General features: G+C 62.7%; 11 protein-coding genes. 4 read left to right on the top strand and 7 right to left on the bottom strand.

Annotated elements, in window-relative coordinates; all coding sequences use genetic code 11:
* Positions 1-20: 20 nt before the first annotated feature.
* From hda to upp, 3 genes are all read right to left on the bottom strand, one after another.
* Complete coding sequence (hda, locus tag BN1134_RS01185; protein ID WP_084214660.1) at positions 21-725, bottom strand: DnaA inactivator Hda; 705 nt, start codon at positions 723-725, stop codon at positions 21-23.
* 84 nt (positions 726-809) lie between these two features.
* Entirely contained in the window at positions 810-1,829 is a 1,020-nt protein-coding gene (locus BN1134_RS01180) for a DUF2066 domain-containing protein (protein ID WP_042044744.1), read from the bottom strand.
* A 138-nt stretch (positions 1,830-1,967) separates the two neighbouring features.
* Positions 1,968-2,594 (bottom strand): uracil phosphoribosyltransferase, encoded by a 627-nt coding sequence (upp, locus tag BN1134_RS01175; protein WP_042044743.1) that lies wholly within the window; start codon positions 2,592-2,594, stop codon positions 1,968-1,970.
* A gap of 177 nt (positions 2,595-2,771) precedes the next feature.
* Between upp and purM the strand changes: the two genes are divergently transcribed.
* Complete coding sequence (gene purM, locus BN1134_RS01170; protein WP_042044742.1) at positions 2,772-3,809, top strand: phosphoribosylformylglycinamidine cyclo-ligase; 1,038 nt, start codon at positions 2,772-2,774, stop codon at positions 3,807-3,809.
* Positions 3,806-4,444 carry a phosphoribosylglycinamide formyltransferase gene (purN, locus tag BN1134_RS01165; protein WP_042044741.1) on the top strand — a complete coding sequence of 213 codons (639 nt, stop codon included), beginning with the start codon at positions 3,806-3,808 and terminating at the stop codon, positions 4,442-4,444. Before purM ends, purN begins: the two co-directional genes overlap by 4 nt.
* Positions 4,445-4,522: 78 nt before the next feature.
* Here purN and BN1134_RS01160 read toward each other — a convergent pair whose 3' ends face one another.
* Together BN1134_RS01160 and lpcA are read right to left on the bottom strand one after the other, a co-directional pair.
* Positions 4,523-5,302 carry a class II glutamine amidotransferase gene (locus tag BN1134_RS01160; protein WP_042044740.1) on the bottom strand — a complete coding sequence of 260 codons (780 nt, stop codon included), beginning with the start codon at positions 5,300-5,302 and terminating at the stop codon, positions 4,523-4,525.
* A 25-nt stretch (positions 5,303-5,327) separates the two neighbouring features.
* Positions 5,328-5,906, bottom strand: a complete 579-nt coding sequence (lpcA, locus tag BN1134_RS01155; RefSeq protein ID WP_042044739.1) for a D-sedoheptulose 7-phosphate isomerase — start codon at positions 5,904-5,906, stop codon at positions 5,328-5,330.
* Between the two features lie 246 nt (positions 5,907-6,152).
* Here lpcA and fadE point away from each other — a divergent pair, with 246 nt between their 5' ends.
* Both fadE and BN1134_RS01145 read left to right on the top strand, forming a co-directional pair.
* Entirely contained in the window at positions 6,153-8,609 is a 2,457-nt protein-coding gene (gene fadE / locus BN1134_RS01150) for an acyl-CoA dehydrogenase FadE (protein ID WP_042044737.1), read from the top strand.
* 138 nt (positions 8,610-8,747) lie between these two features.
* Complete coding sequence (locus tag BN1134_RS01145) at positions 8,748-10,262, top strand: HD domain-containing phosphohydrolase (RefSeq protein WP_042044736.1); 1,515 nt, start codon at positions 8,748-8,750, stop codon at positions 10,260-10,262.
* 50 nt (positions 10,263-10,312) lie between these two features.
* Here BN1134_RS01145 and BN1134_RS01140 read toward each other — a convergent pair whose 3' ends face one another.
* Complete coding sequence (locus BN1134_RS01140) at positions 10,313-11,587, bottom strand: TIGR03503 family protein (protein ID WP_332309652.1); 1,275 nt, start codon at positions 11,585-11,587, stop codon at positions 10,313-10,315.
* A gap of 11 nt (positions 11,588-11,598) precedes the next feature.
* Complete coding sequence (dnaQ, locus tag BN1134_RS01135) at positions 11,599-12,336, bottom strand: DNA polymerase III subunit epsilon (RefSeq protein ID WP_042044857.1); 738 nt, start codon at positions 12,334-12,336, stop codon at positions 11,599-11,601.
* Positions 12,337-12,352 lie beyond the last annotated feature (16 nt).

Below are 12,352 nucleotides of genomic sequence, written 5' to 3'. Positions count from 1 at the left end.
TGAGCAAGAAAGCCTTGCCGCTAGAGCTCGAGCGTCTCTTTCACAAAGGGAATGGTGAGCTTGCGCTTGGCCCGGAACGAGGCGTTATCGAGCTGGTTGAGGGTGGCCAAGAGGGTGCGCATGTCGCGCGAGAGGCGGTTGAGCAGGAAGCGGCCCACGTCGATGGGGAGCTTGAAGCCGCGCAGCTCGGCGCGCAGTTGCAGGGCGCTGAGCTTGCCCTCGTCATCGAGCTCGTCCAGATGAAAGTTGATCCCCCAGTCGAGGCGGGAGGCGAGATCCGGCAGTTGTAGGCCCAGCTTGCGTGGCGCACTGCTGCTCGTCACCACCAGCGAGCCAGGCTGCCCCTTCTCACGCCAGCGATTGTAAAAATCGAACAGCGCCCGCTCCCACTGGGCATTGCCGGCGATCGCCTCGAGGTTGTCGAGACAGACCAGCGGCAGGCTCTCCAAGGACTCCAGCATGCTGGGGTCGAGCGTGTCGAACTGATCGAGAGGAAGATAGGCGGCGGCCGCGTCGCGGGCGTTGACCTCGGCACAGGTGGCGTGCAGCAGGTGAGAACGGCCGGTCCCCTTGGGGCCCCAGAAATAGATAAAGGGGGAGCCCTGACCGATGGCCGCGTTCTTCAGGGCCGTGATCAGGTGGGCATTGTGACCGGGATAGAAACTGACGAAGGTTTCGTCATCCGGAAGTTGTACGGCAAGAGATAGCTGGGCCGGTTGTTTCACTCTGCGTGCTTTGTCGATGAGACTTGGCCGCCAGTGTATCATCCTGGCGGCCCGGAGAGAACCGCCCGGCGGTCATGGTGATGCTCAGTTCGGCTGCCAGCGGTAGTGCAATCCCTCGGGTTTGCTCTCCAGTTCGCTCAGACGCGACTCGAGTGAGAGCCCCTTGCCAAGCTGCTCGGCCGAGCCGAAGAAATCGACCCGCAGCACCACACTCTCCCCTTCGATGCTGGCCACCTCGACCGCCGCCACGTTGGCCATGCCGCGCAGCAGCGACTGCACCTTGGCCATGTCGCCCAGATCGCCGAGTCCGTCGACCTGTAGCGGGATCGATTGCCGCTCGCCGCCCACCTTGACGCCGTAATGCGCCACCAGCCAGCGCGCCAGTTCGCCGGTGAGCTGCTCGCTCACCTCGGCCTGCCCGCCACTAAAGGTGCCCTTGCTCAGCTCGCTCTGCTGACCATCGCGGCTACCGTAGAGGTTCCACTCCAGAGTCCAGGTCTCATCCTGCGCCGTCAGGCGACCCAGCAGCACCATCTCGGCGCCGTAGCGGGCACTGGCACGCGCCACCGGCTCGATAAAGCGCCCCAACACGTCGGTGACGCTGACCGCACTGTTGTCATCGAGATCCATGATCGGCAGCACCAGCGGCAGCGCCAACGGCCCACTGCTCTCCTTGAGCTCCTGGGCCCAGCCATCCTGGGACTGATCCCCGACCATGCGACGCTGGCTGTCGTCGATCACCAGCCAGACGGCGATCTGTGGCCGCGAGCTGCCGAGAATCGCCAGCTGGCTGCGGGTCGCGAGCTGGTTCACCCGGCTCGGGTCAAACTCCACCCACATTTGTTTCTCGGCCCCCTCCCCCTGGTACTCATAGCGGCGCACATAGTCGCTCACCTTACCGATGGCCCCCTGGATCTCGGGCTTGGCCAGCAGTTCCCGCTGACCGGTCAGCTTGGTCAGCACCTGTCCCAGCGCCTGGGTCTGCAAAGCCTCCGGCGCTCCCGTCGCGGGGGCCCTGCCCTGATAGAGATCGGCGATCTGAACGGCACTGGCAGCCGTGGAGAGCACGCTGAGCAGCAAGGCGGCAAGGGGAATGTGTCGCATAGGAGAGGTCTCGATTCAGGCCATGAGGAGAGGCCATGGTAGCGGCAAGCCCGCGTGAGCGGCAAGGCAGAGGCGCTCATCGTGCCCAGAAAACGAGAAGCCGGCACAGGGCCGGCTTCTTTTGAAACAAGGTTTGGCTTATTTGGTGCCGAAGATCTTGTCGCCGGCATCACCGAGGCCAGGCACGATGTAGCCCTTCTCGTTGAGCCCCTGATCGATGGCGGCGCAGTAAAGCTCCACATCCGGGTGAACCGCTTCGAGGGCCTTGATCCCCTCCGGAGCCGCGACCAGTACCAGCACCTTGATGGACTGGCAGCCCTTCTTCTTGAGCAGATCGATGGTGGCGATCATCGAGCCACCGGTGGCCAGCATGGGGTCGATGACCAGGGCCAGACGCTCCTCGATATTGCTGACGATCTTCTCGAAATAGGGCACCGGCTTGAGGGTCTCCTCATCGCGGTAGATCCCCACCACGCTGACGCGGGCACTCGGCATGTGTTCGAGCACGCCATCCATCATGCCAAGACCGGCGCGCAGGATCGGCACGACCGTGACCTTCTTGCCCTTGATCTGGTCAATTTCCACTGGCCCATTCCAGCCGTTGATGGTAACTTTCTCGGTTTCGAAATCGGCGGTTGCCTCGTAAGTGAGCAGGCTGCCCACTTCCTTGGCCAGTTCACGGAAGCGCTTGGTGCTGATGTCCCCTTCGCGCATCAGACCGAGTTTGTGTTTGATCAGGGGATGTTTGGCTTCAACGACTCTCATTATTATCTCCTCGAACTGCCGCGCAAAAAAATCGCGGAATAGTACCCTAAAACCCCGCGATTGTAGAGCAGTTTTGCGCAAAAATGCGCAAACGATTTCCTTCTTGTTTCCCGCCCGCGCTGGTAGAATACGCCCCGACTTTTACCCTCCACTATCACCACATGACGGGGAATACTCGTGACTGACAAAACCTCACTGAGCTACAAGGATGCAGGCGTGGACATCGATGCCGGCAATGCGCTGGTCGATCGCATCAAGGGCGTGGCCAAGCGCACACGTCGTCCGGAAGTCCTGGGTGGTCTCGGCGGCTTTGGTGCCTTGTGTCAAATTCCGGCCGGTTACAAGGAGCCGGTGCTGGTTTCCGGAACCGATGGGGTGGGCACCAAGCTGCGCCTGGCCATCGACCTGAAAAAGCACGACACCGTGGGTATCGATCTGGTGGCCATGTGTGTCAACGATCTGATCGTGCAGGGTGCAGAGCCCCTCTTCTTCCTCGACTACTACGCCACCGGCAAGCTGGACGTGGATACCGCAGCGGCCGTGGTCACCGGGATCGGCGCCGGCTGCGAGCAGTCTGGCTGTGCCCTGGTCGGTGGTGAAACCGCCGAGATGCCGGGCATGTACGAAGGGGAGGATTATGACATCGCCGGTTTCTGTGTCGGCGTCGTCGAAAAGAGCGACATCATCGACGGCAGCAAGGTCAAGGCCGGTGACGCCCTGATCGCCCTGGCCTCGAGCGGCCCGCACTCCAACGGCTTCTCCCTCATTCGCAAGATCCTGGAAGTCTCCAAGGCCGACGTACAGCAATCCCTGGGGAACACCACCCTGGCCAACGCCCTGCTCGAGCCGACCCGCATCTACGTCAAGCCGGTGCTCAAGCTGCTCAAGGAGTGCGAGATCCACGCGCTCTCCCACATCACTGGCGGCGGCTTCTGGGAGAACATCCCGCGCGTGCTGCCCGAGCAGACCCAGGCCATCGTCGACGAGCAGAGCTGGCAGTGGCCGGCGGTATTTAGCTGGCTGCAAGAGGCCGGCAACGTCACCCGCCACGAGATGTATCGCACCTTCAACTGTGGTGTCGGCATGATCATCGCCCTGCCCCAGAGCGAAGTGGAGAAGGCGCTGGCGCTGCTCAATGGCGAAGGCGAGCAAGCCTGGCTGATCGGCCACATCGCCGACCAACCCGCCGGTGAGGAGCAGGTCGTCATCCGATGAAACGCATCCTGGTGCTGATCTCCGGCAACGGCAGCAACCTGCAGGCCATCCTTGATGCCTGCCAGGAGGGGCGTGTCGCCGGCGAGGTGGTGGCCGTGGTGAGCAATAAGGGCGAGGCCTATGGCCTCACCCGTGCCCGCGCGGCGGGCTGCGCCACCGAGGTGCTGGAGGCCGCCGGCTTTGCCGACAGGGCCGAGTATGACGCCGCCTTGGGCGATCTGGTCGAGGGCTACCGCCCCGATCTTATCGTGATGGCGGGCTTCATGCGCATCCTCTCCCCTGCCTTCATCGCCCGTTTCCACGGTCGCATGCTCAACATCCACCCCTCCCTGCTGCCCAAGTTCCAAGGGCTGCACACCCACCGCCGCGCCATCGAGGCCGGTGAGTCTGAGCACGGCGCCAGCGTCCACTTCGTCACCGAAGAGCTCGACGGTGGGCCTGTGGTGCTGCAAGCCCGCGTCCCCATCTTCGAGGGGGACACGGAAGCGGAGGTGGCTGCCCGGGTGCAGGTGCAAGAGCACGCCATCTACCCGCTGGTGGTGAGCTGGTTCTGCATGGGGCGCCTGGTGATGATGCAAGACAAGGCGCTGATGGACGGCGAGCCGCTCGGTCCGGCCGGCTATGCCGACGAATAGCGATTTGCGTCAATGACATAAAGAAGGGAGGCCGTGGCCTCCCTTCTTACGTTTTCATCCCTAACCACTCATTCCCACCTAAGCCACGCCGCCGGCGATCCGCTCACCGAGGCGAAACAGCATATGCTCACCGGGCTGCATCGCCTGCCACTCTTCGTTGCCGGTCAGCGGCCGGGTGGCGATCACCGTCACCACGTCGTTGGCCGTCGTCTCGCGCTGGAAGTCGATGGAGACCTCGTCATCGAGCAAGGTGGCCTCACCAAACGGGGCGCGCCGGGTCAACCAGTGCAGGTTGTTGGAGCAAAACGTCATCACGTACTCCCCGTCCGAGAGCAGCATGTTGAACACCCCGAGCCCGCGCAGCTGCTGGCACAACCCCGCCAAATAGCGAAACATGGCCGGCCAGTTGGTCGGTTGGCGCCGGTATTTTTGCTCAAGCTGATCGAGCAGCCAGCAGAAGGCGTGCTCGCTGTCGGTCTGCCCGACTGGGCGGTGGCGACCGGTCGGGAGCTTCTTCCAGCCGGTCAGCTGACCGTTGTGGGCAAAAGTCCAATAGCGCCCCCACAGCTCACGGGTGAAGGGGTGGGTGTTTTCCAGCGAAACGGTGCCACGGTTAGCCTGCCGGATGTGGCTCACCACGGCGCGGCTCTTGATGGGATACTCCTGCACCAGCCGCGCGATGTGCGACTCGGCGCTCGGCTGGGGATCTTTGAAGGTACGAAAACCGCGCCCCTCATAGAAGGTGATCCCCCACCCGTCGCGATGGGGGCCGGTCTTGCCCCCGCGCAGCATCAGGCCGGTAAAACTGAAGCAGATGTCGGTCGGGACATTGGCACTCATGCCAAGCAATTCACACATCGTCCTCTCCTGCCAGATGGGCCAATTACTTGGCCATCTCCTTCTCGACCAGCTGGATCAGAATGTGGATCACCTTGATGTGCACCTCCTGAATACGGTCGGCATAACCAAAGTGCGGCACCCGGATCTCGACGTCCGCCAGACCCGCCATCTTGCCGCCATCCTTGCCGGTCAGGGCGATCACTTTCATGCCCTTGGCATGGGCCGCCTCGATGGCCTTGAGAATGTTGCCCGAGTTGCCGCTGGTGGAGATCCCGAGCAGCACGTCGCCACGGCGGCCGACCGCTTCCACATAACGGGAGAAGACATAGTCATAGCCAAAGTCGTTGGAGACGCAGGAGAGGTGGCTCGGATCGGAGATGGCGATGCCGGCGTAGCCGGGACGGTTCTCGCGATAGCGGCCGGTCAGCTCCTCGGCGAAATGCATGGCATCGCAGTGGGAGCCACCATTACCGCACGAGAGCACCTTGCCCTCTTGTTTGAAGGAGGCGGCCAGCAGCTTGGCGGCGGCCTCAATGTTCTGGATGTTCTGCTCGTCGGAGAGAAATTTCTGCAGCACGTCTGCGGCTTCGGTCAGTTCACTGCGGATCAGCTCTTGGTACATGGGTTGCTCTCTTCTTGTTTTCAGCCATCGGGCAAAGACGGGGCATTGTCGCACAAGCGTGCCGTGCGCGTCGCCCCTCGCACCGACGATTGCCCCCATCGCTGCCTGCCAGATCACATTCGGTGCGACCACAAATGTAAACAACTTGATAACCGGATACGTATCGTTTACAACGGTGCCATGACCAACAGGTCAGACCTCTGGATGAGTCGTTGACTCGTAACCCTAGCCTGCAAGGAGCACACAATGACCACGACCCTTACCCTGCTCTGGGTCCTGCTTGTCGCCGGATACGTGATATACCAGCGCGTCCCTCTCTTGATGTCCACCCTGATGCTGTTTGGCGCCATGCTGATCGGCGCCCTGTTCGGCCACCTGCCCTGGCCGCTCTGGCTGCTGTTTGCCGCCGTCGCGCTGCCGCTCAACCTGATCGAGCTGCGCCGCCACTACCTCTCGCGCCCCCTCTTCACGCTCTATAAATCGATCATGCCGGAGATGTCGCGCACCGAGAAAGAGGCCATCGAAGCGGGGACCACCTGGTGGGAGGCCGAGCTGTTCGCCGGCAACCCGAACTGGAAGAAGCTGCACTCGGTGCCGGTCAATACCCTGACCGCCGAGGAGCAGGCCTTCCTCGACGGCCCGGTCGAGACCGTGTGCCGCATGGTCGACGACTGGGAAGTGACCCACCAGCGCGCGGATCTCTCCCCCGAGGTGTGGCAGTACCTCAAAGACAACAAGTTCTTCGCCATGATCATCAAGAAGCAGTACGGGGGTCTGGAGTTCTCGGCCTACGCCCAGTCCTGCGTGCTGCAAAAGCTGTGCGGCGCCAGCGCCGTGCTCGCCTCCACCGTCGGGGTGCCCAACTCCCTCGGCCCGGGCGAGCTGCTGCAACACTACGGCACCGAGGCGCAAAAGGATCACTACCTGCCGCGCCTGGCCCTTGGCAAGGAGATCCCCTGTTTCGCCCTCACCAGTCCGGAGGCGGGCTCGGATGCCGGCGCCATCCCCGACATCGGCGTGGTCTGCCAGGGGGAGTGGGAAGGCAAGGAAGTGCTCGGCATGCGCCTGACCTGGAACAAGCGTTACATCACGCTGGCCCCCATCGCCACCGTGCTGGGGCTGGCCTTCAAACTGCGCGACCCGGATCACCTGCTCGGTGACGAGGAGGAGCTCGGCATCACCTGCGCCCTCATCCCGACCCACATCAAGGGGGTCGAGATCGGCCGCCGCCACTTCCCGCTCAACGTGCCGTTCCAAAACGGCCCGACCCGCGGCAAGGAGGTGTTCGTCCCGCTCGATTTCATCATCGGTGGCCCGGCCATGGCCGGTCAGGGCTGGCGCATGCTGGTCGAGTGCCTGTCGGTCGGACGCGGCATCACCCTGCCCTCCAACAGCACAGGCGGCGTCAAGATGCTGGCCCTGGCCACCGGCGCCTACAGCCGGATCCGCCGCCAGTTCAAACTGCCTATCGGTAAGATGGAGGGGATCGAGGAGCCACTCGCCCGCATCGGCGGCAACGCCTACATCATGGGGGCCGCCGCCGATCTGACCGTGGCCGGCATCGATCTCGGCGAGAAGCCGTCGGTCATCTCCGCCATCGTCAAGTACCACCTCACCGACCGGGCCCAGAAGTGCGTCATCGATGCCATGGACATCCACGGCGGCAAGGCCATCTGCATGGGGCCGAACAACTACCTGGCGCGCGCCTACCAGGGCTCCCCCATCGCCATCACGGTGGAAGGGGCCAACATCCTGACCCGTAGCATGATCATCTACGGCCAGGGGGCGATCCGCTGCCACCCGTACGTGCTGGCCGAAATGCTGGCCGCCGGTCACCCGGATGCCGAGCAGGGGCTCAAAGACTTCGACCAGGCCCTGTTCCGTCACGTCGGCTTTGCCATCAGCAACAAGTTGCGCAGCTTCTGGCTGGGGCTGACCGGCGCCCGCTTTGCCAAGGCCCCGTTCAAGGATGAGACCCGCCGCTACTACCAGCAGCTCAGCCGTCTGTCGGCCAACCTGGCCTTCCTCTCGGACGTGGCCATGGGCACGCTGGGTGGCGAGCTCAAGCGCAAGGAGCGCATCTCGGCGCGCCTGGGTGACGTGTTGAGCCAGCTCTACCTAGCCTCGGCCGCCCTCAAGCGCTTCAACGACGAGGGGCGCTTGAAAGAGGATCTGCCGCTGCTGCACTGGTCGGTGCAAGATGCCCTCTACAAGGCCCAGCTGGCCATCGACGAGCTGCTGCGCAACTTCCCCAACCGCTGGCTGGGGCTGGCCCTGCGCCTGGTCGTGCTGCCGCTTGGCCGTGACATGCAAAAGCCTTGCGACAAGCTCGACAGCCAGGTCGCCCGCCTGCTGCAAAGCCCGAACGCTACCCGCAGCCGTCTGGCCCAGGGGCAGTACCTCACCCGCGAAGAGGGCAACCCCTTCGGCCTGCTCGAGCAAGCGCTCGACGACGTGCTCGCCGCCGAGCCGCTGTTTGACAAGGTGTGCAAGGCCGCAGGCGTGCGCCGCCCCTTCATGGCGCTGGATCAGGTGGCCGACGAGGGAGTGGCGGCCGGCGTGCTCACCCAGGTCGAAGCGGAGCAACTGCGCCGGGCCGAGCAAGGGCGACTTCGCACCATCAACGTCGATGACTTCGAGCCCTCGGCGCTGGCGGCGGATAAAACGCTCTATCAGAGTGCCAGCCTGCACCACGCCGCCTGATTTTGTGATATGGAACGCCTCCTTCGGGAGGCGTTGTTCATTGATGTACCAGCATTTTTTGCTTTTTTATATCCCTGCAAGTTTCCTAAGCTTGGGTAAACCGGTATTGTTACCAGAGAGGCCCAACAGGATTGGCATATGGATGACGACATCCTGATCATTGATGACGAGGCAACCCCCGCCGACGAACCCAGACGCTACTGGAAAGTGCTGATCGTCGACGATGAGCCCGAAGTGCACCGCGTCACCCGCGTCACCCTCTCCCAGTTCGAGTTCGACGGCAAGGGACTGGATCTGCTGCACGCCTACAGCGCCCGTGAGGCCATGAGCCTGATGGAGCAACAAGGTGACATCGCCCTGCTGCTGCTCGATGTGGTGATGGAGACCGACAACGCCGGTCTCGAGGTGGTGCGCTTCGTGCGCGAGACGCTGCAAAACAACATGGTGCGCATCGTGCTGCGCACCGGTCAGCCCGGCCAGGCGCCGGAAGACGATGTGGTCAGCAACTTCGACATCAACGACTACAAAGACAAGACCGAACTCACTTCGCAGAAGCTGCGGACCCTGCTGCGGGCCAGCCTGCGCTCCTATCGCGACATTCGAACCCTCGAGCGCAACCGGCGCGGCCTGCAGAAGGTGATCGAAGCCTCGCGCGGCATCTTCGAAAAGCGCGCGCTGCGTACCTTCATCGAGGGGGCGCGCGAGCAGCTCAGTGCCCTGCTCAATCTGGAAGATTCGGTGCTCTACGATCTAAAGCAGAGCGCGTATGAGGTGCAGGATAACCAGTTGCAGACGCTCGATGCCTTACCCGATAGCGTCGATCTCGCCCTTGCCCCGCCCATTGTCCAGCAAGCCATGCAGGCGCAAAGCAATATCTATGGCCAAAAGGAGCTGGTGCTCTACTGCAAGAACAGCCGTCACCACCTGCTGTTCCATGTCGAGGGAAACCAGCACCTGAGCGAGGTCGACACCGGCCTGCTCAGCCTGTTTACCGAAAACATCATAGTGGCGCTGGAGAACATCCGGCTCAACGAGGTGATCGCCGACAACCAGCGCGAGATCATCTACCGCATCGGCGAGCTGGTGGAGACCCGCTCCAAGGAGTCGGGTCTCCACGTCAAACGGGTGGCCCTCTACACCGAGCTGTTCTGCCAACTGCTCGGCATGGAAGAGGATCGCTGCGAACTCATCAAGCGCGCCTCCCCCCTGCATGACATCGGCAAAGTGGGCATTCCCGACTCCATCCTGCACAAGCCGGGCAAGCTCACCCCGGAGGAGTGGGAGATCATGAAGACCCACGCCCAGCTCGGTCAGGATATGCTCTCGGGCAGCCAGCTCGAGCTGTTCCAGATCGGCGCCACCATCGCCGGTTATCACCATGAGAAGTGGGACGGCTCCGGCTATCCACGCGGCCTCGTCGGTGAGAGCATTCCCTTGGAAGGGCGCATCGTGGCACTCGCCGACGTGTTCGATGCCTTAGGATCGGATCGCTGCTACAAGAAGGCGTGGCCGCTCGACCAGGTGCTCGCCCTCATCAGCAAGGAGCGTGGCCACCATTTCGACCCGACCTTAGTCGATCTCATGATGGCGCACCTCGACGACTTCCTCGCCATTCGCGACCAATATCGCGACCACTACCTGGGCGACCACTGAGCGGCAAACGCGGCACCATATAAAAAGGAGCCCTCGGGCTCCTTTCTGTTTTACTGCTCCATCTGGTTCAGATCGACCTCGGTAGCAGGGGCCTTGGCGGATGCCTTGCCCTCCTGCTGGGCCGCCAGGGCCCGGCGCAATGCCTTGCGTTTTTGCAACACCAGCATGCCGGCCGCCGCCGCCAACGTGAGCAGTACCGCTACGCCCCCCGCCACCCATGGCCACCATGAGCTGGCCTCCGGCTCGGCAACGGGCGCCGGGGCCGGCAGGCTCTGGCTGACCACCGGCTCGGGAGGCGGTGGCGGCGGATAGATGTTGAAACTCTTCTCCGGCAGGGTAATGCGAACCTCTCGTCCGCTCACGCTGGTGCCATAAAGGGTGCCACTCACCCGGTACTGCCCCACCGTACTCGGCAACGGCAGGGTCACCGTCATGGTCGCGTTGACGGCATTGCCGCGAAATGAAAGCGGGTGGCCTGTGCTGTCAGTGAGCACGCCGGCCAGCACCACGCTGGCAGGATCGAGCTCCTCTTTATCGATGATGAAGGTCAGCTTGGGAGGCTGCCCCTCACTCGGCGCCAGCAACTCATAACGAAACGGCAGGGGATAGAGCATGATCTCCTGATGACGGGCACGGGTGAAGATCTCGTTGCCTGTGGTGATCACGGCGCGATATTTGCCGGGAGGGGCCAGCAGCGTCGTCTCCGCCGTCAACACACCATCATGCGGCACCTCGTCGAGCCCCTTGCCATCGTCGAGGTAGCGGCCAATCTCGATATCCTCAAGGGGCTCGCCATCGCTTCCCTGCCCCTCATGGAAACGCTGTAACCGCGCCGTCATCGCCAGGTTGTCCAGATAGGCGGGATCGCGGCTGATGGCCCCCTCGATCACCAGACGGCTGGTCAGCTTGACCACCTCGTTCTGATAGAGGCGCAGGGGAATGGGATCATAGGCCAGCTGCACGTCGGTCAGCAGGCGGATCCGGTTGTCAGGATCGGTATCGCCAATCGCCTGCCAGGGGCCCGGCATGGGATCGCGAATGGTGATGAGATCGGCCCGGGGAGTGACCTGCCACCCCACCTGTCCGGCCGGATGGCGGATGCTGTAGAGCTTGCTGCCATCGGGTTGCACCAGCACTACGGGCGCCGAATCCGGCTTGCGGTGGATGATGAAGGTTACCTCCTTCACCCCATAGTCGATGCGAAAACGGTTGGCCAGCAAGGGCACATCCGCCGCGCCAACACTGTCTGCCGCCCCAACCGAGCCCGAGAGCAGCGCGGCCGCCCCTACCATCACTGGCACACAGTGCCGCAGCATTCCTTGCATGAGACTCTTCCTTATTGGCGCCACAGGCAGCTGCCGCCCTTCTTCTGTACCAGATCGAGACGCGCCTCGTGGGCGGTCAGTACCTCCCCCTCGGCACGCAGCACCTTGAGACGGGGGCGATCGGCCGCCAGCCGGCGGATCCCCGTGTCCATAGAGGCATTGTTGGCCTCGGCACTCTCGGTGGCCAGATTCAACTTGGTCTGGCCACCGGTCATCATCAGATAGACGTCGGCCAGGATCTCCGCATCGAGCAAGGCCCCGTGCAGGGTACGGTGAGAGTTGTCGATACCGTAGCGATCGCACAACACATCCAAGTTGTTGCGCTTGCCAGGGAAGAGCTCGCGGGCCATCACCAGGGTATCGGTAACGGTGCAGATATCGGTCGTCTTGAGGGTCAGCCCTAGCTTACTGAACTCGTAATCCATGAAGCCCACGTCAAAGGGGGCGTTGTGGGCGATGAGCTCGGCACCACGGATGTACTCGATGAAGTCATCGGCGATCTTGTCAAACGACGGCTTGTCGCGCAAAAACTCATCGGTAATGCCGTGAACCTGGATGGCTTCGGGATCCACCATCCGATCCGGCTTGATATAGACGTGGAAGTGGTTGCCGGTCAGCTTGCGGTTGATGACCTCAACGCAGCCGATTTCGATGATGCGGTGGTTCAGATAGTGAGGTCCGCCGCTCATATTCATACCCGTGGTTTCGGTATCGAGGATGATCTGGCGGCTGGCTTGGGGTGTGTTCATGGTGCAATCTGTGTCA

This window comes from Aeromonas simiae, from assembly GCF_000820125.1.
GTDB classification, from domain to species: domain Bacteria; phylum Pseudomonadota; class Gammaproteobacteria; order Enterobacterales; family Aeromonadaceae; genus Aeromonas; species Aeromonas simiae.
Note: the sequence above shows the minus strand (reverse complement) of the source record. Positions and strands in the feature narration are given on the sequence as shown.